This window comes from Desulfofustis glycolicus DSM 9705, from assembly GCF_900130015.1.
Classification (GTDB): Bacteria; Desulfobacterota; Desulfobulbia; order Desulfobulbales; family Desulfocapsaceae; genus Desulfofustis; species Desulfofustis glycolicus.
In genome coordinates, this window is the sequence record NZ_FQXS01000006.1 from 30,613 (window position 1) to 51,121 (window position 20,509).

At 56.9% G+C, this 20,509-nt stretch carries 18 protein-coding genes; 12 read left to right on the plus strand and 6 right to left on the minus strand.

Annotation, left to right across the window (positions count from 1 at the left end; translation table 11 throughout):
• Window positions 1–223: 223 nt before the first annotated feature.
• Window positions 224–1,210, plus strand: coding sequence for a cyclic nucleotide-binding domain-containing protein (locus tag BUC26_RS06605; protein ID WP_073374522.1), 987 nt, complete (start codon window positions 224–226; stop codon window positions 1,208–1,210).
• An 84-nt stretch (window positions 1,211–1,294) separates the two neighbouring features.
• Entirely contained in the window at window positions 1,295–1,696 is a 402-nt protein-coding gene (locus BUC26_RS06610) for an OsmC family protein (protein WP_073374524.1), read from the plus strand.
• A gap of 150 nt (window positions 1,697–1,846) precedes the next feature.
• Here the strand turns inward: BUC26_RS06610 and BUC26_RS06615 are convergent, their stop codons facing one another.
• Together BUC26_RS06615 and BUC26_RS06620 are read right to left on the minus strand one after the other, a co-directional pair.
• A complete protein-coding gene (locus BUC26_RS06615; protein WP_073374526.1) occupies window positions 1,847–3,607 on the minus strand; it encodes an ArnT family glycosyltransferase in 1,761 nt (586 codons plus the stop codon).
• A gap of 2 nt (window positions 3,608–3,609) precedes the next feature.
• Window positions 3,610–4,353 (minus strand): glycosyltransferase, encoded by a 744-nt coding sequence (locus tag BUC26_RS06620; RefSeq protein ID WP_161949807.1) that lies wholly within the window; start codon window positions 4,351–4,353, stop codon window positions 3,610–3,612.
• A gap of 208 nt (window positions 4,354–4,561) precedes the next feature.
• Here BUC26_RS06620 and BUC26_RS06625 point away from each other — a divergent pair, with 208 nt between their 5' ends.
• Window positions 4,562–5,593 (plus strand): phosphatase PAP2 family protein, encoded by a 1,032-nt coding sequence (locus BUC26_RS06625; RefSeq protein WP_073374528.1) that lies wholly within the window; start codon window positions 4,562–4,564, stop codon window positions 5,591–5,593.
• 39 nt (window positions 5,594–5,632) lie between these two features.
• On the opposite strand, the gene BUC26_RS06630 is transcribed toward BUC26_RS06625, so the two are convergent.
• Complete coding sequence (locus BUC26_RS06630; RefSeq protein WP_073374531.1) at window positions 5,633–6,160, minus strand: YkgJ family cysteine cluster protein; 528 nt, start codon at window positions 6,158–6,160, stop codon at window positions 5,633–5,635.
• A 160-nt stretch (window positions 6,161–6,320) separates the two neighbouring features.
• On the opposite strand from BUC26_RS06630, the gene BUC26_RS06635 reads away from it, so the two are divergent.
• Window positions 6,321–7,262 (plus strand): RluA family pseudouridine synthase, encoded by a 942-nt coding sequence (locus tag BUC26_RS06635; RefSeq protein WP_073374533.1) that lies wholly within the window; start codon window positions 6,321–6,323, stop codon window positions 7,260–7,262.
• Here BUC26_RS06635 and BUC26_RS06640 read toward each other — a convergent pair.
• The 3 genes from BUC26_RS06640 to BUC26_RS06650 form a co-directional block, all read right to left on the minus strand.
• A complete protein-coding gene (locus tag BUC26_RS06640) occupies window positions 7,252–8,637 on the minus strand; it encodes a PFL family protein (RefSeq protein ID WP_073374535.1) in 1,386 nt (461 codons plus the stop codon). The genes BUC26_RS06635 and BUC26_RS06640 overlap by 11 nt on opposite strands.
• Window positions 8,638–8,743: 106 nt before the next feature.
• Window positions 8,744–9,298, minus strand: a complete 555-nt coding sequence (locus BUC26_RS06645) for a glycine cleavage system transcriptional repressor (RefSeq protein ID WP_073374537.1) — start codon at window positions 9,296–9,298, stop codon at window positions 8,744–8,746.
• Window positions 9,299–9,413: 115 nt separating this feature from the next.
• Complete coding sequence (locus BUC26_RS06650; protein ID WP_073374539.1) at window positions 9,414–10,754, minus strand: amidohydrolase; 1,341 nt, start codon at window positions 10,752–10,754, stop codon at window positions 9,414–9,416.
• Window positions 10,755–11,163: 409 nt separating this feature from the next.
• Here BUC26_RS06650 and BUC26_RS06655 point away from each other — a divergent pair, with 409 nt between their 5' ends.
• The 8 genes from BUC26_RS06655 (at window position 11,164) to BUC26_RS06690 (ending at window position 20,479) form a co-directional block, all read left to right on the plus strand.
• Window positions 11,164–11,847, plus strand: a complete 684-nt coding sequence (locus BUC26_RS06655; RefSeq protein WP_073374541.1) for a VTC domain-containing protein — start codon at window positions 11,164–11,166, stop codon at window positions 11,845–11,847.
• Window positions 11,848–11,878: 31 nt separating this feature from the next.
• Complete coding sequence (locus tag BUC26_RS06660) at window positions 11,879–12,574, plus strand: DUF4956 domain-containing protein (RefSeq protein WP_073374543.1); 696 nt, start codon at window positions 11,879–11,881, stop codon at window positions 12,572–12,574.
• Between the two features lie 3 nt (window positions 12,575–12,577).
• Window positions 12,578–14,485 carry a CotH kinase family protein gene (locus BUC26_RS06665; protein WP_073374545.1) on the plus strand — a complete coding sequence of 636 codons (1,908 nt, stop codon included), beginning with the start codon at window positions 12,578–12,580 and terminating at the stop codon, window positions 14,483–14,485.
• A 705-nt stretch (window positions 14,486–15,190) separates the two neighbouring features.
• A complete protein-coding gene (locus BUC26_RS06670; protein WP_073374547.1) occupies window positions 15,191–16,216 on the plus strand; it encodes a 3'-5' exoribonuclease YhaM family protein in 1,026 nt (341 codons plus the stop codon).
• Window positions 16,217–16,229: 13 nt separating this feature from the next.
• On the plus strand, window positions 16,230–17,204 hold the full coding sequence (gene holB / locus BUC26_RS06675) for a DNA polymerase III subunit delta' (RefSeq protein WP_073374549.1): 975 nt from the start codon (window positions 16,230–16,232) through the stop codon (window positions 17,202–17,204).
• A gap of 48 nt (window positions 17,205–17,252) precedes the next feature.
• Window positions 17,253–18,221 carry a PSP1 domain-containing protein gene (locus BUC26_RS06680; protein WP_073374551.1) on the plus strand — a complete coding sequence of 323 codons (969 nt, stop codon included), beginning with the start codon at window positions 17,253–17,255 and terminating at the stop codon, window positions 18,219–18,221.
• Window positions 18,218–20,164, plus strand: coding sequence for a methionine--tRNA ligase (gene metG, locus BUC26_RS06685; protein WP_073374553.1), 1,947 nt, complete (start codon window positions 18,218–18,220; stop codon window positions 20,162–20,164). The genes BUC26_RS06680 and metG overlap by 4 nt, the downstream gene beginning before the upstream one ends.
• Window positions 20,165–20,179: 15 nt before the next feature.
• On the plus strand, window positions 20,180–20,479 hold the full coding sequence (locus BUC26_RS06690) for a YggT family protein (protein ID WP_073374555.1): 300 nt from the start codon (window positions 20,180–20,182) through the stop codon (window positions 20,477–20,479).
• Window positions 20,480–20,509 lie beyond the last annotated feature (30 nt).

Genomic DNA, 20,509 nt, shown 5'->3' on the forward strand with positions numbered 1-20,509 from the left:
GGCCTATGCGATGCAGCCTACGAGAGAACCAACTAGCCCGGGAAGTTCAGCCTGTGGAACTGATTTCATATAAAAAAATGAAGTGTAACCGGGCCAGCGGACAGGGGCAAGACATGCATCGTCATTTGACATAATTGTTCGGTATCGGTAATAATGACAAAAGGATATCTTTTGCCATGCCGAGCCCGACACGGCGTGCGCCCCAGAGGACCAGGAGAAAGTGATGACGACCGAGAACGCATGGGGACCGGATTCCAGCGGCGATGCCCTGGCGCAGAGAATCAGGAGTCTGGCCGCTGCGGGTGCTTTTGCCGAAGCCGACGCACTCCGGGAGCAGCTGCTGCGCGCCCATCCCGGAGCGATCAACCTGATCGTATCGACCGGTGAGTATATCGAAGAAGAAAAGACGAAACGGCTCGACTCCGAACATCTGGCGCTCTGGCAGGATCTCTACGATGAGCTGAGCGAAGAGGAGACCAATACGCTGTACTATCGCCTCAAGCAGGACCGGATTCCGTCCGGTAAGGTCATTTTTTTTCAGGGAAAGCCGAACAATCGTCTGTTTTTCGTGGAGGAAGGCGAGGTAACGCTCTTTTTTCGGACCGCGGCGAAAAATGTGGCCCTGGCTACCGTTGGAAGAGGTTCGATCCTCGGTGAGGACACCTTTTTCGGCATATCGTTTTGCACCTTTTCGGCGGTGACTCGTTCGGAAGTCTCCTTCCGCCACTTAAGTCGCACTGACAGCGCCGGCTGGCCTGACGACCAGCCCGGTCTGTTCGACAAGCTTCGGGACTGGAGTCATCGCGTCGGCAGGGCCGAAGAGGCGGTCAAACAGAAGAACCTGGAGCGACGGACCCATCCGCGGTATCCGTTGACGGCACTGGCTACCGCCGTCATTCTGGACCGCGACGGCAGGGCTACCTCGTCCTACTTCAAGGGCGCAGTGGTCGACCTGTCGCGCAGCGGTATCTGCTTTTCGATGAAATGTTCCAAGAAAGAAACCGCACGAGCCCTGCTGGGCCGGCAGGTTCAGATATCTCTGACTGTTGAAGGTCGGCAGGAGCCTCTGTTGCAGGAACGGGGTACCATCGTCAAGCTTTCATTTCTGCTGCACAATGATTACCATGTGCACGTGAAGCTGGCGACGACCATCGACCAGAAAGTGTTCAAAACCTTTCCCTGTTCCTGGTCCGAGCCGGTGGATCGCTGAAGGTCCGGGTGGTTTGGCGGTAGTCGTTCAAACCTTTGAAATTATTTCAGGTAAACACGGCAGAAAACGAAAAGGAAGGTATCTATGGCAGCAGAAGCAAAAGTGGCGGTGCGGCAGGTCTCCGATTCAGCGTCACGAGGCCGGGCTCGTGAGTTTGAAATTTCTTGTGATCGTCCCGAGGCCAAGGGTGGTTCCAATGTCGGGCCGATGGGCGGCGAGTTGTTTCTGCTCGGCCTGGGCGGCTGCTTTATGAGCAACCTGCTAGCGGCGATCAAGGCGCGAGAGGCGCGCATCAGCGATGTCGAAATCGCAATCACCGGGGTCCAGGACGGTACGCCGACACGTTTCACCGAAGTGAACATGAATATTTCGGCACGCTATGAAGATCGTGGCGAGATGGAAAAAATGGTGACCATTGCCGAGCGTGGTTGCATCGTCGCCAATACCTTGAAGTCAGCCGTTAATCTCTCCATCACCTTAGTGTGACCGGCCGGCGGTGCGACCGCCGGCCGACACCCATCCCCGGGGTGCCTAAAAAATCCCTGCTCGCCTGGATTTCAAAAATTTTTGGGTCGGGATCTGCTATCACTCATGTTCGAAGTGAGATAACCCCGTTCAACCCAGTACTATCCGGAGCTATTCGTTTTTCTCGGCAATAACAGGAGGAAAGCGGTCGACTCCCGGCTGATAGGATGTCGTCGGAGGGACATCGTCTGCCGGCCGGGCAGCCGATTCTGCCGCGATCCGAAAGAGCACGAAACCGCCGTCCCGGGACAGTTCTTCGATGTCGAAGGCTTTGTCACGGAGTTGCTGCAGGTAATAGACGGTGGTGATGCCGATGGTGCTTTCCGGTGCTCGGAGCAGGCTCGGCAGATCGTCCGCCTGCCGTTCGGGCCGGTAGATGGTGGTGCGCCGGGAAACGAAATTGATACTCGGCCGATCATCGACCGCAAAGAGAACGATGGAGTTATCGTTTTCCGTTATTTCTGCAGCCCGCTGGGCGATCCGAGCCAGGGGCGCGTTCATCAGCCGGTCATAGAGCGGGATTACCAGGTGGAACAGACCGGTGGAGACGATCAGCGAGCAGAGTAGCAGGGTCTCGAACACGACCCGGAGCTCGCTGTTGTTTCGGACACGAAAGATCAGGTAGCTGCACGCAAAAAACAGGGCGGCGATAAGCCATGGAGTCATCCCCAGTTCGACCGATTCCGCTAAAATAGGCGCTTTTCTGGCGTCTTTGCCGAGTAGTTCGTGCAGGTACGGAAAGAGCAACGGCAGGGCCGCAAAAACGAGACCGAGCAGGCTGACGGTTACCGTGGCAAACCAGCCGGCCAATCGCCAGGACACGCTCTGCGCGCCACCTTCCCGGTTGAACAAGACGGCGATGCAGATTGCCATACCGGGCAGGGCCGGCAGGATATAGTTGGGCAGTTTTGTGGCGGCCACCGAAAAAAACAGGAAAACCAGAACGGTATAGATTGCCATGAGGCTCAGGAAACGAGCAGCCGGCGTCTGCCTGCCGAGTGTAACGGCAGGGATGGCCAGAAACAGGTAGGCGAACCAGGGCAGAAAGCCGATGGCCAGTACGATCAGGTAATAGAAGAACGGCCCGGAATGACCTTCCATCGGTGCGGAAAAGCGGCCGAAATGATGGGTGAGGAACAACTCTTTCATAAACGAAAAACCGCCCGGGTGAACCAGGCCGAGGGCGAGGTACCAGGAAAAGCCGACCAGGGCTAGAATCAGCGTGCCGGGCAGCAACCAGGTTTTCTGAAAGAGCAGGCCGGGGCGTCCGATTGAGATCAGGTAGGTCAACGCGGTGGCCACGGGGAAAACCGCGCCGATCGCCCCTTTGCTGAGCATTGCCAGGGCTGCGGCCAGACAGCCGAGGGAGAACAGGACGGCGCCTCCCTGTTGCCGCAGAGCCCGTTCCACGCCATGCCAGGAGACGATCAGGGAAAGGGTCAGAAAAAGGGTCAACGCCATATCGGTCATCGCTATCCGGGACAGATAGGTAAAAATGATCGAACTGCCGAGTACCAATGCGGCTTGCAAGGCGACGCGTTCGCCCAGCGGGCCGCGGGCACCGAAATAGAGGGTCAGCACGGTCAGCAGCCCGCAGCAGGCGTTGAAGAATCGCGCCCCGAAAGCGGAGACGCCGAACATCTCGTAACCGAGCATCTGCAGCCAATAGAGCAGCGGCGGCTTTTCGAAGAAGTCTTCACCGTTGAGCGTCGGTTGCAGCAGCTCATCGGCCAGATACATCTCCCGGGAGACCTCGGCGTAAACACCTTCGTCATAGTCGATAACCACCGGTCCGCCGAGGCCGGCGAAGAAAAAGACCGAGAAAACGATGAAGAGAACAATGGGATTCATAACGCGACTGAGGAGCTGCATGGTCAGGGCCTCTGGAGGTGCTGTCGATAGTGGCGGTGGATGCGCCATAACTCGAACGGGATTTTCGGCAAATACGCCGGGGAGATTTTTGACGTACCGATATCGGTCCAGTGGGTCAGCGGGTATTCGTGAATGATGCGGGCTGCCTGGTGGCGGCCGACCAGTCTGATGGTCCGGGCAAACAATTCGACATCGAACAGCCAGCGTGACAGAAACGGTTCGGCGAAAATCTGTTCGGCCAGGTCCCGGGCGAACACCTTGGCACCGCACTGGCTGTCGTAGACAGGCAGGCCGAGCAATGCACTGATGGAAGTGGCGATGATCCGTCCGGGATAATGGCGATACCAGTGACGGTGGATAGCGGCGCCGAGTCGTTGCACGCGGGCTCCGCAGACCATTTTGACGGCCGGATCGGCGGCCATCACACCGGTCAGGCCGGCGATAGCCGGCAACGGTGTAGCCAGATCTGCATCCCAGAAACCGAGCTGTTCGACCGGGTGCTGCAGACCCTGCAGAACGCCCTGTCTGATCGCTTCCGCCTTGCCGTGGTTGTGCGGCAGGGCCAGGATGAAGACGCGATCGCCCGTGCCGGTTTCAATGCTGTGCAGCTTCTCCAGAGTCCGGTCGGTGGAACCGTCGTCGACAAAGAGGAACAGGGTTTCGCTGTTTTCGGTCAGATATGAACGAAACACGTCGGGTTGCAACCGCTGTGCCTCGTTATAGCAGGGGACCACGATGAGGATCAAAAAAGCTTCTCCTGATTTGCAAAAGGGGCGCCGACTGGAAGGATGACAAACGGGCGTGTCTGCCAGACATTATCGGAATCGGCCGGGAAGCGCAACTATTTCACCAGAAAACCGGCACGTTTCGGCGATTGGCGGTGCCGGAAAAGTGTTGCATTGTAGGATGTAATACGGTACGTGGAGATGCAGTGATCCCACGGAGACGGCAACAATGATGATTTCCATGTCCACCCGCAGCAGGCGCGTTCCCCACCACACCATTCTGTTGGCAGCCATCATCCTCTCTGCTGCCGCGGCGATGATGGCGCTGGTTCCTTTTGAGATCCCGCTGACCAGGTTTGTCTCGGCCCATCGAGTCAACTGGTTTGTCGAGTTGATGGGTGATTCGATGTTCGAGCTCGAACAGCCCGGCGGCGGCGACCTGGTCGTAATTTTCCTGATTGTATCCGTGCTGCTCTATATCGGCTCCTCCCTGGTTGATACCGATTGCTCCCGCTGGCCGGTGATCCCTCGACTGCAGCGGGCACTGCTGGTCCGGCCGATGATCTGTGACGCGTTGCGCCGGCATCGTTTGCGGCTCGAATTCCTGCTTGTCTCTTCGTTCTGTTGCTCGATCCTGATGGTCAAAACCCTGAAGTGGATCATGGCCCGGCCCCGGCCGAAACGGATCCTGTTCGGCGGGGAACCGTTCAGCAACTGGTATGAGTTCGGACCGTATTTCCTCGATCACGGACTCTATCGCGCCAGTTTTCCAAGCGGCCACGCGGCGCTGGCGATCACGCTGATCGGCCTGGCCTATGTCGTCATTTACAGCGGGTCATGGTACAGGAGGCCGGCGCGAGGCACCCTGCTGTTATTGTTGATACTAGTCTTTGCCGCAGCCATGGCCACGGCCCGGATCATGAGTATCGCCCACTGGCCCACCGATGTGGCCTTTTCGCTGTTCGGCGGCTGGCTGCTGATCCATTGCCTGTTTTTTTACGGTCTGCGGGTCGCTTCTGTACAAGGCGATTCGTATCGCTATCGGGGGCAGACAGATATTCCGCCTGCCTGGCGAGCGTTTCGTCTCTGCGGGTATCTCAGCCTGCTGTGTCTGGCCGTCGTGATGATGGTGCTTGGCCTGCGCCATTTCTTCTTCGATCACTGGCCCTGGCTGGTGCTGAGCATCTTTGTCGCCGTTCCGCTGTTTGCTTATGCCTGGCGCAGGGTATGTCGGGAAGGGCTGTTCTGCCATGCCCGATAAGCGGTTGAACCGGGTGGATGCCGGCAAGGTGCGGGTCGGTCAGCGCGATGGGGCGACCAGGTTGATCGGCAACCGCAACTGCGGGTCGATCCCGGCGCTGCGGCAATAACGCCGATTCAACTCGGCCAGGCGGCTGTTGAAACGATCGAGAAAGAGCAGGTCCTCGTGGACCAGTTGGTAATCCTCGGCGAAATTGAGCGGACAGGCGGACACTTCGATCTTGCCTGCCGTCTCATCGATATAGGCGTTCGGCAGCCCTTGTGTCCGACAGATGATCGGCCGCTGTTCGTAGACCAGACAGCGTTCCTCGAACAGCAGGCGACAGCGATCGTCACCGACCATCGCCTGGATGGCTTCCCTGTCGGGCATGGCCCGGCGGAGCAGCGCCGCTTCCAGCGGTAAAACGCGAAACGCAGTGCAACAGGATGTGCAGCCGGGCCGGCAGTGGAGCAGATTAACGAATCGTTTGTCGATCAACTGGCTGACGGCCAAATCGATTTCGACGACCAGTTGCCGGTAGTCGGAGCACAAGGACTGGTCGGGCTGGGGGAGTGGATCACGTGACATATCTGGTACCGATATTCGGATTTTCTTTTATGCTGCCTTCCCCGTCGATTGTAGCAGGTTTCTCCCGTGCCTCAAATCGAGTTCGTGTCGACGGTCATTGTTTTCTCGCTGAACATGGCGGCGTCTTTGTTCCAGCCGGTGTTGCTGACGGTGCAAGGGAATGATACATCGATTTCGGGTTGCGGCGACCGAGCCACAGTGTCGCCTTGACATCTTCCTGCACGAGCGGTTGCCGGACATGTCGCGCGGGGCGATTCGCGGGGTGATTGATCTCGGCGGGGTGCATGTCGACGGACGACGGGTGCGCAAAAACGGTCTTCAGCTTGCACCCGGGCAGGAGATTGAAATGCACCTGGATCGGGGTGATCGTGAACCGTTTCGTTTGTCTCCGGCGACCATTGTTTATCAGGATGCCGATTTGCTGGCCGTCAATAAACCGGCCGGGATCGATACGCAACCGACACCGGCCCGCTATAAGGGTACCATGTACGAGGCGGTGCAGATCTGGCTCGGCCGGGACCGGAGCTTCGGACGAAAGCTGGAAATCGGTATGGTCCAGCGCCTCGACCGCGATACCAGCGGCGTCATGGTCTTCTCGATCCACCCGCGCGCTCACGGACCGCTTGCCGACCAGTTCCGCAGCCGGCGAGTGCGTAAATTCTATCTGGCCCGTGTTGCCGGGGTCCCAGAGCCGGCGCAAGGGGAGTTTGTCAGTACCCTGGCGCGGGATCGCCGGCGCAATCGGGTCAAGTCGGTTGATGCCGGTGGCCGGCAGGCCCTGACCCGCTATCGCGTCCTGCAGAGCCGTGGATCGTCAAGCCTGGTGCTGGTGGAACTGGTCACCGGCCGAATGCACCAGATCAGGGCCCATTTCTCAGAGGCCGGCTATCCGCTGCTTGGCGATGTCCGCTATGGCGGCCCGGCGGTCGTCGATGGTCGGGAGTTTGCTCGTCAGTGTTTGCACTCATGGGTGATCAGGCTCCACCATCCGCGAAGCGGCGCGGCCATGGATCTGGCGGCAGCGGTGCCTGCCGAGATGTGCTGGCCGGTCATCGGCGCGACGGACCATGACCGGGAGAGGCTGCTTGATCTCAGTTTTTGAAACTGTGGATCGGTGCCGGGATCCTGCCGCCCCAGCCGATGAATCGGCTCGACTTACCGACGTTTCTGACGGTCATGATCGGGCTGGCGCCGAACAGGCCTCCGAAACTGACCATCTCCCCGGCTTCCTTGCCGGGAACCGGGATAATACGGGCGGCGGTGGTCTTGTTGTTGACCATGCCGATGGCCATCTCGTCGGCGATGATGGCGGCGATGGTGTCGGCATCGACAGAGCCGGGAATGGCCACCATGTCGAGGCCCACCGAACAGACGCACGTCATCGCTTCCAGTTTCTCCAGGCATAGCTCGTTCCTGCCGACCGCTTCGGCCAGCACGGCGTCTTCCATCACCGGGATAAATGCACCGCTCAGGCCGCCGACCGTTTTCGAAGCGAACAGGCCGCCCTTTTTGACCGCGTCATTAAGCATCGCCAGGATGGCGGTGGACCCCGGGGCGCCGATGGCGTCGACCCCGAGGATATGGAGGATCTCGCCGACGCTGTCGCCGATGGTCGGAGTTGGGGCGAGTGACAGGTCGACGACGCCGAAGGAGACGCCGAGGATTTCGGAAACCTGGCGTCCCACCAATTCGCCGCAGCGGGTGACGCGGAAGGTGGTCTGCTTGATCTCTTCGGCGATCTCGTCGAGGCGCAGTCCCTGGCCGTTGCCGTTGCGGCTGTCGATCAGCCGTTCCAGCGAACGGGCGACGACGCCGGGTCCGGAGACGCCGATGTTGAGGACCGTGTCGGCCTCTTCCACACCGTGGATGGCGCCGGCCATAAAGGGGTTGTCGCCGGGTTGATTGCAGAAGACCACGAATTTGGCGGCTCCGAACCCGCCCTGATGGCTGGTCCGGATGGCGATGTCCTTGACGGTCCGGCCAAGCAAGGCCAGCGCGTCCATGTTGATTCCCTTCTGCGATGAGGCGATATTGATCGACGCGCAGACTTTTTCGGAGACGGCCAGGGCTTCCGGCAGGCAGAGGATGTATTCCCGGTCGGTCTTGGTCATGCCTTTTTCAACTTGGGCCGAAAAGCCGCCGAGGATGTCGACGCCGACCGAGGTGGCGGCCCGGTCCAGGGCAACGGCCAGTTCGACGAAGCCGTCCCGGTCGAAACCGGCGCCGACAAAGGCGATCGGCGTGATCGATATCCGCTTGTTGACCACCGGGATGCCGAGTCGCCGGGACACGAGGTTGCAGGTTTCCACGAAGCTGCCGGCCCGCTCCAGGATCCTCTCTTCGATGGCCCGACAGGTTTCTCGCACCGTTGCCGCCCGGCAGTCGAGCAGGTTGATGCCCATGGTTACGGTGCGGACGTCGAGATTTTCCTTCTGGATCATCTCCACGGTCGCCAGGATCTGGTCGGAACGCAACATGATTTAAACTCCCTGGTAGTGACGACGGATGCTGACGGCCGCCGTGAGCAATAGCATTTCCGCCCAATCCCGTCGTGGTTTGGGGTTACGCATTTTTCAAGTCGGTCTAAAGAGGTATCTCGTTGGTTACCTTGAATAAGTCGTGGTGCTGCAGCATCACCTGCAGACCGCTCTGCGCCGCAAGTTCCTGCAGAGCCGCGCGAACATCGGCGATGGCGACGACCTTGCTCAGGTCGAGTTGCAGGATCATCGTATAGGTGTCGTCGGTTCTGGTGGTGGCTAGGTCGAGAATATTGATGTTGTGCCGGTAGCAGAGCGAACTGATGCCGTGCACCAGGCCCTTCTTGTTTCGGCCTTGGGCGGTCATTACGTAGGTCTTGTCGGGCGGACCGGACGGCGGACAGCCGTCGGGGGCGGCGATGTCTCTGACGATAAAATCGTAGCTGGTCGGGCTGTCGATCGCCTCGAGTCGGGACAGGAGCAGGGAGGCAGTGACATCGTCATCGAAGGTGGCGATCAGGACCATGGTCAGGTAGCCGCAGAGGATCGACTGATTCAATTCGGCAAGATCGCCGCCGAGTTCATAGACGGCACCGGTAATGTCGGCGATGATGCCCGGACGGTCTTCGGAGAGAACCGAGATGATGTAGTGGTTGCTCATCGGCTGGTGCACCTCGGAAAGTGGATGACGGGTGAGTGGATTGTGGCCTGGGGCCTTTGCATATACTCCAAACGAAAGCGGAAGACACGCATTTTCTGCCGGTTGCTGGTACCGGTCAGCGGACTGGAACAGCCGGTTTCGGGCGGTGCGCGGCAAAACGGCGTACACCCTCTGACAGCGGGGCGACCTGCCGATACACCTTCGCCAGGTCGATGCTGAGGATCTGCCGATCGTGCATGACCACGGTGCCGTCGATGATGGTCGTGGTCACATCACTGCCGGCGGCTGCATAGACCAGCAGGTCGCCACTGTAGAACGGGGTCAAATGCGGACTGCGCTGATCGAGCATGATCAGGTCGGCCGGTGCGCCGACGGCCACGGTGCCGACCTCCGCCAGACCGATGACCCGAGCCCCTTCTGTGGTGCCACAGCGCAGCACTGCGGAGGCCGGCAGGGCGGTGGCGTCGAGCGGTCTTAGTTTCATGATCTTGGCCAGCAGGTCCATTTCCCGGAACATGTCCAGGCTGTTGTTCGACGCGCAGCCGTCGGTGCCGATACCGACCGAAATGCCGCGCCCGAGCAGATCGGGTATTCTGGCAATGCCGGCCGCCAGTTTGAGATTGCTGTGCGGGCAGGCGACCACGGCGGCGCCGCTGTCCGCCAGCAGGTCGAGATCGTAGTCGTCGAGCCAGACGGCGTGCACGCAGACGCAGTTCTCGTCGAGAATGCCGAGTTCGGCGAGATGGCGGACCGGGGTTGAGCCCTGGGGATCGATGATCAATGCCTGCTCGGCCTGCGTTTCGGCGAGGTGGATGAAGAACCTGGCGCCCTGTTGATCGGCCAGTTCTTTGGCCCGGCGCAGGGTTTGCGGCGAACAGGTATAGGGAGCGTGGGCGAACACCGCCGGCGTGATGCGCGGCGAACGGCCCAACCACTGATCGAGAAAGGCCGCCACCGTGGTAACGTTCTTGCTCGGGTCCGGCACGCTCGGCGCCGGGAAATCGACGATGCCGTGGGCTACCACCGCCCGCATGCCGGCATCGTGCAAGGCGCGAGCGGCCTGGCCGGAGAAGAAATAGCCGTCGGCGACGGTGGTGGTCCCGGAACGAATCATTTCGGCGGCGGCCAGCAGGGTGCACCAATAGACCATCTCCGGGTTGACATGGGCCGCCTCGGCCGGAAAGATGTGCTCTTTGAGCCAGGTTGCCAGTTCCAGGTCGTCGGCCAGTCCGCGAAACAGGGTCATTGCACAGTGGTTGTGCGCATTGACCAGACCCGGCAGCAGCAGCTTGCCGGCTGCATCGATAACGGTGTCTTTTGCAGGCTCCGGAGATGACGACATCGGGCCGATCGCGGTGATGCGACCGGCACCGATTTCGACAAAACTCCGGTGGCCGATCACGCCGCCGGGTTCGGAGAGCAGAGAACAATTGGTGATCAGCAGGTCGTTGGCCATGGGTACGATAGTATAAATACGAGGAGGGTTAGTCCCGGGTCATCGGTTTGGAAGACTGATTGCAACGGGATCGTTTCAGACTACAAATCTGCAATTCGAGCTTCAGCTAAAGTAATCCTTTTTGCCACTTTCTGAAAGCTGTATTGTGGAAAAAAGGGCCATAGAGCAGATAGTTATCGATATAAGCGACGTTCTGGTGGGCGCTCGACGATAGAGAGCTCGCTCCTTTTGCGCGTAATCTCGCCCTTTCATGTTTCAAGACCAGGGATAGGAAAACAATTGCTGATTAGTTTCAGGAAGAAGCACCGGCTTAGAGTCGACTAGCGGTTTATAGAAGACAATACCTTTGACAAAAGATACCGAATTCTTTATACTTCCAGGTTGTTAATCATTTTGTTTAGAGCGTAATATGGTGGATAGAGAAACAAAATTTACCCACAGTTCTTATGTCACTCCGGGCATATTGCGCTGTTTACAGCTCGTCTGTCAGCCTGACGACAAGTATCAGAAAAATGTCATCAATTCCATTTATTTTGATACCCACGATTATCGCTTTGCCATGGAGAAGGCCGCGAGTGATTATTTGAAGACCAAAGTGCGTCTGCGATGGTATCAAGATCCTTCAGGAGCAGAATGCGAAGCGGGTTGTTTCCTCGAGATCAAACAAAAAATCGGTTCCATGAGAAAAAAAAAGCGAATTCATTTGGAACTGGATACAAATCGCCTGCCGGGGGCTGTTTTTGACACAGGAATTCTCTCGCCGATCAGAAAGACAATACGTGCACTCGAGCCCGAGTTATCTATTTACGATCTGACTCCTCAGGTGCTTGTGTCCTATACCAGATATCGCTTTGTCGATCCGGTCACTGCTAGTAGGATTGCGTTAGACACTGAAATAAAAGCAAAAAGTAGTCGATCCCGTTTTCGTAGGCATGCTGGTGAAGTCTGGTTGAAACAGTCGGTGCTGGAAGTTAAAGGATTCCATCAGGAATTACCCCGATCATTGAGGGCAGTTCTCGGAATGCAGGTGAAAAAGGATTCTTTCTCAAAATACTACGAGTGCTTCCGTCGCTTGTATAATTACCACCAATAAGTGATAACGCATCTTCCACGAGAACCCCTTTATGGACAATTATGATCTTTTTAAGTCGATACTGACGACAATTCCAGAAGATAGTCGCAACGTATCGTTTGCAGGGTTCGCACTGCTCATGGTGATATCTATCATCATGGCGATCCTAGTTTCACAATTATATGTAAAATTCTTTGACGCCCATGCGACGGGATCTAGAATTCACCGGTCTTTTCCGCTGCTTGGTCCGGCGATTACGGCGATTTTTATCACGGTCCAGTTTTCTCTGCCGCTTTCGCTTGGCTTGCTGGGTGCATTGTCGATCGTGCGTTTCCGTACGCCGATAAAAGAGCCTGAGGAGATCGGTTTTATCCTGCTGGTTGTGGCCTGTTCGATAACCATTGCCACCTTCAATGTTGCTTTCGCGGTCATTCTCTATCTGTCGGTTCTGCTGATGCTCTTTTTTCTTCGCTTTCTGCCTGGATTTAAAGATTCCCAGGCCGAGGCGAGTATACTAAACATCCTTGTCGATAATGGAGGTGAGGTGTCGGTCAATGCGGCTTTGGATGTATCGATGAAACTGACGGAACACCGAATCAATCATGTGGTTTCGAGTGTGCATATGGATGAAGAGAAGACCAACATCTCAATTACGATCAGGCGCCATACCGATAATGATCTAGCCTTTATCCAGTCTTTGATCCGTAGTTTTCCGGATTTGCAGATAGATTATTATCGTCGTATGTAAAGTATGTTCTATCGTATTGTCGGTTATGCATCCCTGATCGTGACCGCCCTCTCGGCACTTCTGGCCGCTGATCATTTTTATTTTGCAGGTTTTCGCGATCGGCAGGATGGAGGAGCCGTCAACGAGGCTTTCCTGAGAAAAGGCTCCTTGGGAAATCTTCTCCGTCAAGGGAATTACCTGTCTGTCAGTGATGACACTGTTGAATATGCTATCCATGACATGTGTGCCTCAGACGAGGAAGTCAGACGGTTTAATCCTCATAACAGTTTCAGAATGCGCATGCGGATTGACAGTATTCGCAAGGGTGATCTTGAAGTTGTTCTTGTTGTGAAACAGGATGGGACAGAACGGGAGGGCCAGAGGTATGCCAAGCGTTTCTTTGTTTATCCTGGTCAGCACTATTATGCTTTTACCTTCGAGGCAGATATCGAAGATAGGCTGGAATTGCAGTTTGTCGTTGAATCAGGTGCCGAGCTGATTCTCCGGGATCTTATTGTTGATGGGAGATTCGGCCGCAATCTGACGCTCATTAAAGATGGGCTGCCGCAAAGCGGAACATTTAGCAAGGAAGTAGCCGTGACAAGTATCCAGAGCAATAGCGCGGCCTCTGGAGTCCCCCTCAATACCACTGTCACTCCTCTGTCTTTTGCGTTTGATCAGAGTGCGGCATCTGCTTTGTATCAAGGTGTTTTCCCGGGGAAAAGAAATGAAGGATATTGCCGTTTTGTGGCTAATCTGCAGCCTCTCGATCGGGAACCCATCACTGACGGAATGCCGCCGGTCGTCCAAATTACAGCAACTGCTGAAGACCTTACCGGACCGTCAGGCATTCTCACCAACAAGGAGAACAAAGGAAAGGCCTCGGAAGTTCCGGCTGACATCATTATTCATAACGGCAAGGATAGTAAAAAACAAAAAATCGGACTTCGTTTCCACGGTGGAGGAATCGGTCGAACGAAATACACCGAAAGCTACCGAGTATACGCTCGTCAGCGTTATGGCAAAGCTGATATTGACCCACGGCTTATTTTTGACCAGCCCCGAAGCAAGCCATTGCGCACTATCGTCCTGAAATACACCTATCAAGCCTACTACGAGAAACGGCAGGATTTTAATCCTTTCAATCATTCATTTGCTCTTGATATTGCAGATCATATCGGAGCTCTTGTACCCAGCCATGGCCTGGTTGATTTCCATCTGAACGATGAGTCGAAAGGACTCTATCTGGCTATGGAACATTTGTCGGACAAGACGATCGGCAACTGGCTCGGGCATGATGACTTTACTGTCTATCACTATAGAAAAGAAAACCCCAAGTCCGTCGAGAAGCTGTATACACTCCTGCTGGCCCAAGTCAGGCTTGCCAAGGGAGAGGCCGCCTTCCAGGCGTTTCGCCGAATTTTCAACATCGACAATGTGGTCAATTCAATCCTGCTCAGCATGTATATCGCCGATGACGATTTTTGTCAGGGTGCGGAAGTGATCAAGAATGATTTTGACAGTCCTGGCGCAATCATCACGACGATTAATTGGGATCTGGACCATGGCTTTCTCACCTATGATGATGGCAGGTTCAGAGTGGACCCGTCACGTTCGACCATGTATATCCTGCAGGAACCCAAAGGGATAACAACGTGTCACAAACGATACATGTATGCTTGGTTGTATTCCCAATCGGATCAGTTCAGGAAACGGCTCAGGCAGCGTCTGGAGGATTTGATAAAGAAAGAGCTATCACCCGAGTATCTCTCGAGGCTGCTCGAGCCATACCGAAGGATCAACGAACATTATTTTGCCGGAGAGTTTGCAGGAGCGATCCGGGATCTGGAATCGTTTACCAAGCATCGAGCGACGCTTTTACTGGATCAATTATCAGAATTCGAGCGAAAAACAGAAGAGTCAATCGAATAGATGGTTTTCTTCGACGATCTCTTTGTGTAATAGTGTTTTCTGTCAATCCTTGCTGCCCTTCTCTTGTTCATGGAACGTGCAGTGGGGGCAGATGATTTCAATCGCGGCGCAACAAGTCGTTTGCTGATTTTCAGTTTGGAATGTGGCTCAGCACACTCTCAGGGGCTTTTTCGGGGGGCAGCACGCACGTATAGCTTCGAGGATCAGCCGTCTGGCGCGCTGTAGTCAAAAGCACAATAAGCTTTTGTCACTGCATACTTTTTTGCAATCACCCATGGCCGGTTTTGCTGCCGAGACCAATCGCAAGAAAGTAGATCCTGCCAAGCGTCGGATTAATTGTCGATCAGACCTACGAAGACAGGAAGGGGCGGGCGAATAATGCTCCCGATCTGCAACAAGCTGAGGGTTGGAGGGGAACGAATCGCTAGAGTCTTGAGGAGAAATGGGATATTGTCAAGAAATGTTTCAAGGACAGCTCTACCACCTGTCCCGTCGCCGGGACGGGACACTTTCTTTCGCTGATCGCCCCCGCTGATTGGTTCGCGATGGGAAACGATCTGCCGGCGTGTTTCGTCGGCAGCTATCGACTCGAGACGCCGACCAGAGCTGGACCATCGTTGTCACGCCATCGTGAAATGCGGTAACAACCGTACCATCTTCCGGGATATCGAATCAATCCTCAGCACAATCGCAAGAGTATAAGTAATGGAGAAAAAGCAATTTGTCGAAGCACTTGTTGACGGCGACCTGCTCGACGACCTCTTTCTGGTCAAAAGCGTCCGGCGGGCCGAGACCAGGGCCGGTAAACCCTATCTGCTGCTGACTCTGGCCGATCGGAGTGGCGAGATCAGCGGTCCGGCCTGGGACAATGCCGAGGCCCTGGAGCCGATTTGCGTTACCGGGGCGGTGGTCAGGGTGCGCGGCCAGGCGCAGACGTACAACAACAAGCTGCAAGTACAGATAAGGGATGTCCAGGCGGTCGATGATACGGCTTGGCAGCCGGAGACCTTCGTCGCCACCAGCGCTCGCAGTCAGGATGACATGCGGACCGAACTCGACCGGCTGATCACCAGTGTCCGCACGCCGTACCTGCGCGCGCTGCTCAGACACATCTTCGACGGTGGTGCGACCGGTCCCCTGTTTCAGACGGCCCCGGCCGCCAAGGGAATCCATCACGCTTACCTCGGCGGGCTGCTCGAACACTCTCTGTCGATGGCCAGGGTCGCTGCGCTGCTCGCCGATCACTACCGGGGCATCGATCGGGATCTGCTGGTGACCGGTGCGCTGCTGCACGATATCGGCAAGACCGAGGAGTTGCTCAATGTGACGGGTGTTATCGAGTACACGGATGTCGGTCGCCTGAAAGGGCACCTGGTGATCGGTTGTGAAATGATCGGGCGTGCGGCGCGCGGTATCGACGGCTTTCCCGACGAGGTATTGACCCACCTGCAGCACCTGGTCCTTAGCCATCACGGCCGTCTCGAGTTCGGCTCACCGGTGCTGCCGATGACGGCCGAGGCGCTGCTGCTCAGCTTTATCGATGACCTGGATGCAAAAATGAATCTGGTGGAACAGCTCAGTCGCAAGGTCAAGACGGATATGCCGCAATGGAGCGATTACCAGCGAAGCCTGGAACGTTTCCTGCTGCTGCGACCGTTGTCCGGGGACAGCGAGAAAGCGGCGATCGGCGAGGAGCAGGACATCCCGGTCAAACAGCGGACGCTGTTCTAGCGGGAAAAAAGCCATGGCTGTCAATCGACTATCGCTTTCCGTACTGCAGGGACAGGAGAAGGCCAAGCGTCTGTTGGAGCGGATCTTTGTCTCACAGCGGCTGGCCCATGCCTATCTGTTTCGCGGACCGGACGGGGTGGGCAAGCGCTTCTGCGCGCTGCTCGTGGCGGCGCGGCTTAATTGTCGGCGGCCGACCGAGACCGGTGCCTGCGGCGAGTGTTTGTCGTGTCGCAAGTACCTGTCGGGCAACCATCCGGATTTTATAACCGTCAGTCCGGACGGGGCGACCATCAAGATCGACACTATCCGCGAATTGTGCCGTTCTCTTGCCTATCCGCCCTACGAGTCGCCGGTCAGGACCGTCGTCCTCGAGGATGTGCATACCCTGCGCAGCGAGGCCGCCAACAGCCTTCTGAAGACCTTGGAAGAACCGCCCGAGCACAACGTGCTCATCCTGACGGCGGAATCGAGCCGGGAGGTGCTGCCGACGATTCTCTCGCGCTGTCAGATCATCCCCTTTCACCCGCTGAGCAGCGCTCAGACGACGCTGGTGCTGCGGCAACAGGAGCCGGAGATCAGCGATTCGGAGGCCGAGTCGCTGGCCGCAATCGCAGGTGGCAGTCCGGGACTGGCCTTGATGCTGCGGCGCCAAGGTATTATCGAGGTCTGGCGTGACTTGGTGTCGTTGCTCGCCGAAATCGCGGGCGATTCGGCCGACTCGATCGCCGTACTACTGCAGACTGCCGAGCGGATCGCAGCGCTCAAACAATACCTGCCACTGCTCCTTGACTTGCTTCGCTTCCATATCGGCGACCAAGCGGCGGAGCAGCTGCCTCGGACCGGCCTGTCCCGGAGCGAGTCGGTGCGCGCCCGGCTGGCGGCCATCGATCGCGCCGAGCGCCGACTGGCCAGGAATTGCAACAGATCCCTGGTCTGCGAGGTTCTGCTTTTTGATTTACAATCACTGGAGCCTCGGGTATCGTTATAAGTTCGGCAATAGTTCTTGAAAGACGCCGATTTCAACGGTTTGAGGATAATGAGTCAGCACGACGATACGACGATAGAGCCCCATCACCAGCCTGCCGAAGAGGTACGCTCGTTCTACCGGATCAGATTTCGGGATGACGGCCAGGAATACACCGCTTCCGCCTTCATGGCCGACCTCAAACGCGGTGACACGGTCATGATCAAGACCGATCACGGTCTTGAGCCTGCCCGGGTCTACGGGCCGGCACCGGCTGATCCCGAAGGCGCCGTCAATCGAGCGGTCAGTTGCGAGATATCGCGGCGGCCGACGTCTGATGAGGAAAACCGCTATCTCAATCTTGCCTCGCACGAGCAGGATGCCTCTGCCGTGTGCGAGCGTCTGATCGACAAACATGATCTGGTAATGCGGCTGATCAACGTTGAAAAGTTTTTCAACGGCAGCAAAATGATCTTTTATTTCACTGCCGACAACCGGGTCGACTTTCGAGCCCTGGTAAAAGACCTCGTCCAGGAATTCCGAACCCGGGTCGAGATGCGCCAGGTCGGCGTTCGTCATGAAACCAAAATGATTGGCGGGGTCGGTATCTGCGGCCGGGAACTGTGCTGCAGCTCGTTTATGAAAAAATTCGACTCGGTTTCTATCAAGATGGCCAAAGAGCAGGACCTGCCGCTCAATCCGGCCAAGATATCCGGAGTGTGCAACCGCCTGCTCTGCTGCCTGACCTACGAATACGACATCTATCGCAAACAGCGCAAAGGCATGCCGAAAGTCGGGCGCAAAATCAAGATCGGCAGCGAGATATACAGGGTCAAGCGGCAGAACCCGTTGCAGCAGTCACTGGTTGTCGGTACTTCCGAAGGAGAGGAGCGACTGCTCAGCAAGGAGGAATGGGGTGCCGGAGAGCTGCTTCCGTCCGACAAGAGTCCGAAGAGAAACGGCAAGCGGCCGTCTTCGGCACCGGATACCGATGAAACCGGGAAAAACGGAGCTGACAACACCAACGCACGCACGTCATGACAACCTATATCACGACCCCGATCTATTATGTCAACGCCCAGCCGCATCTCGGGCATGCCTACACTACCATTATTGCCGACACCTATAGCCGGTTCAAACGGCTCTGCGGCGACGAGGTCCGTTTTCAGACGGGGACTGACGAGCATGGCGACAAAATCGTCGAAGCTGCCGCCCGGGAAAACGTCGAACCGCGTGCTTACGCGGACCGGATTGCCGGGATGTTTCGCCAGACCTGGCCGTTGCTGAACGTCGATTATGACCGGTTTATCAGGACCACTGAGTCCGACCATATCCGCACCGTGCGCTCCATACTGCAGAAGGTTTACGATGCAGGCGACATCTATTTCGATAGCTATTCCGGTTTGTATTGCACCGGCTGTGAGCGGTTTCTGATCGAGCGGGAACTCATTGACGGAAAATGTCCCGATCACCAGGTGGCGCCCAAGGAGATCACTGAAGAGAATTATTTCTTCCGGATGTCCAGATACCAGCAGCCCCTCATCGATCATATCAAGGCGCATCCGGAATTCATTACCCCGGAACGCTACCGCAATGAAGTGCTCTCCTTCCTGAGCGAGCCGCTCGAGGACCTGTGCATTTCCCGGCCGACCAGTCGCCTGACCTGGGGGATTCCGTTGCCGTTTGATGACCGGTTCGTCACCTATGTCTGGTTCGACGCACTGATTAATTATCTGACCGGCATCGGTTATCCCGACGGGCCTGATTACGTGCATTGGTGGAGCGGGGCGGAACACCTGATTGCCAAAGATATCCTCAAACCCCATGCCATCTACTGGCCGACCATGCTGCTGGCTGCCGGCGTGCCGCTCTATCGTAAACTGCATGTACACGGTTATTGGAACATCGAAAACACGAAGATGTCGAAAAGCCTCGGCAACGTCATCCGGCCCGGGCAACTGGTCGAGTTGTACGGGCTCGATACCGTACGCTATTTTCTGTTGCGTGAGATGGTCTTTGGGCTTGATGCCTCGTTCAGCGGGGAGGCGATCATCGCCCGCCGCAACGCGGACCTGGCCAATGATCTCGGTAACCTGTTCAGTCGCAGTCTGTCGATGATTACCAAGTATTTCGGCGGCATGATCCCGGCGGCGACGGTACTGGAGGAGACGGACCGCGCCCTGCAGGACCGGGCGCGCGCGATGCTCGACGATTATCGCCGGCAGATGGATGATTTCGCGTTTCATCGAGGTCTGCAGGCCGTCTGGGAATTCGTCGGGGCGGCCAACCGTTACATCGTCCAGAATGAACCATGGGCCCTGGCCAAACAGCCCGAGCGCCGCGCGCGGCTCGAGACGGTCCTTTATCACCTGACCGAAAGCCTGCGTCTGCTCGCCCTCGTCCTGCAACCGGTAATGCCGGAGACGGCAGGGAAAATGCAAGCTGCTCTGGGCCTCGACGGTGATACACCACTGATGCGGACGCTGACCGAGGGCGGTTCCTGGGGGAAGATGCCGGCAGGGGCCAAGATCGGCACGCTCGCTTCGCTGTTTCCCCGAATCGATACGGTCGATGAGCCGGGCGAGGTCCGGACGAATCGAAGCAAGAAGAAAAAAACGGAACCGGGCGCATTACCCGCCTTCGAAGCCGATCTGCTCGACATCAAACGGTTTCAAGAAATCGATGTGCGGGCGGCCCGGATCGTGGCGGCGGAGCGTATCGAGAAATCGGAACGGTTGCTCAAGCTGACCGTGCTGGCCCCGGAGGAGCGCACCGTGGTGGCCGGCGTGGCTGGTTCTTACCGGCCGGAGGAGCTGGTCGGACTGACTGTCGTACTGGTCGCCAATCTCAAACCGGCGACATTGATGGGGGTTACTTCCCAGGGGATGGTCCTGGCGGCCAAGGAAAAAGACGAAAACGGCGTGCAACGATTCACGTTGGCCACGCTGTCCCCGGACGTGGCGCCAGGATCGAAGGTGGCATAAGAACAAGGAGCAATCATGTTTGTTGCAGGTAATTTTCTGGCGGCAGTGGCTGGCATCATTGATTTTCTGCTCACCGTCTATATGTGGGTCATTATCGGTCGGGCGGTGATTTCCTGGGTTAATGCCGATCCCTACAATCCGATCGTCCGCTTTCTTTACGAGGTGACCGAGCCCCTGCTCGGGCGGATCAGGCGAGCGCTGCCGGTCAGTATGGGCGGTCTCGATCTGTCTCCGGTGATCTTGATTGTCATCATAATGTTTTTGCAGAGCTTTCTTGTCCCGACACTGCGACAGCTGGCGCACGGTCTTGGCTGACGGGGCTACCGATGATACCCTTCATTGACT

Bases quoted from the DNA above. Each gene is read 5' to 3' on its own strand.
- BUC26_RS06605 (WP_073374522.1), top strand. From the start codon at position 224: ATGACGACCGAGAACGCATGGGGACCGGATTCCAGCGGCGATGCCCTG.
- BUC26_RS06610 (WP_073374524.1), top strand. From the start codon at position 1,295: ATGGCAGCAGAAGCAAAAGTGGCGGTGCGGCAGGTCTCCGATTCAGCG.
- BUC26_RS06615 (WP_073374526.1), bottom strand. From the start codon at position 3,607: ATGCAGCTCCTCAGTCGCGTTATGAATCCCATTGTTCTCTTCATCGTT.
- BUC26_RS06625 (WP_073374528.1), top strand. From the start codon at position 4,562: ATGATGATTTCCATGTCCACCCGCAGCAGGCGCGTTCCCCACCACACC.
- BUC26_RS06630 (WP_073374531.1), bottom strand. From the start codon at position 6,160: ATGTCACGTGATCCACTCCCCCAGCCCGACCAGTCCTTGTGCTCCGAC.
- BUC26_RS06635 (WP_073374533.1), top strand. From the start codon at position 6,321: ATGATACATCGATTTCGGGTTGCGGCGACCGAGCCACAGTGTCGCCTT.
- BUC26_RS06640 (WP_073374535.1), bottom strand. From the start codon at position 8,637: ATGTTGCGTTCCGACCAGATCCTGGCGACCGTGGAGATGATCCAGAAG.
- BUC26_RS06645 (WP_073374537.1), bottom strand. From the start codon at position 9,298: ATGAGCAACCACTACATCATCTCGGTTCTCTCCGAAGACCGTCCGGGC.
- BUC26_RS06650 (WP_073374539.1), bottom strand. From the start codon at position 10,754: ATGGCCAACGACCTGCTGATCACCAATTGTTCTCTGCTCTCCGAACCC.
- BUC26_RS06655 (WP_073374541.1), top strand. From the start codon at position 11,164: ATGGTGGATAGAGAAACAAAATTTACCCACAGTTCTTATGTCACTCCG.
- BUC26_RS06660 (WP_073374543.1), top strand. From the start codon at position 11,879: ATGGACAATTATGATCTTTTTAAGTCGATACTGACGACAATTCCAGAA.
- BUC26_RS06665 (WP_073374545.1), top strand. From the start codon at position 12,578: ATGTTCTATCGTATTGTCGGTTATGCATCCCTGATCGTGACCGCCCTC.
- BUC26_RS06670 (WP_073374547.1), top strand. From the start codon at position 15,191: ATGGAGAAAAAGCAATTTGTCGAAGCACTTGTTGACGGCGACCTGCTC.
- holB (WP_073374549.1), top strand. From the start codon at position 16,230: ATGGCTGTCAATCGACTATCGCTTTCCGTACTGCAGGGACAGGAGAAG.
- BUC26_RS06680 (WP_073374551.1), top strand. From the start codon at position 17,253: ATGAGTCAGCACGACGATACGACGATAGAGCCCCATCACCAGCCTGCC.
- metG (WP_073374553.1), top strand. From the start codon at position 18,218: ATGACAACCTATATCACGACCCCGATCTATTATGTCAACGCCCAGCCG.
- BUC26_RS06690 (WP_073374555.1), top strand. From the start codon at position 20,180: ATGTTTGTTGCAGGTAATTTTCTGGCGGCAGTGGCTGGCATCATTGAT.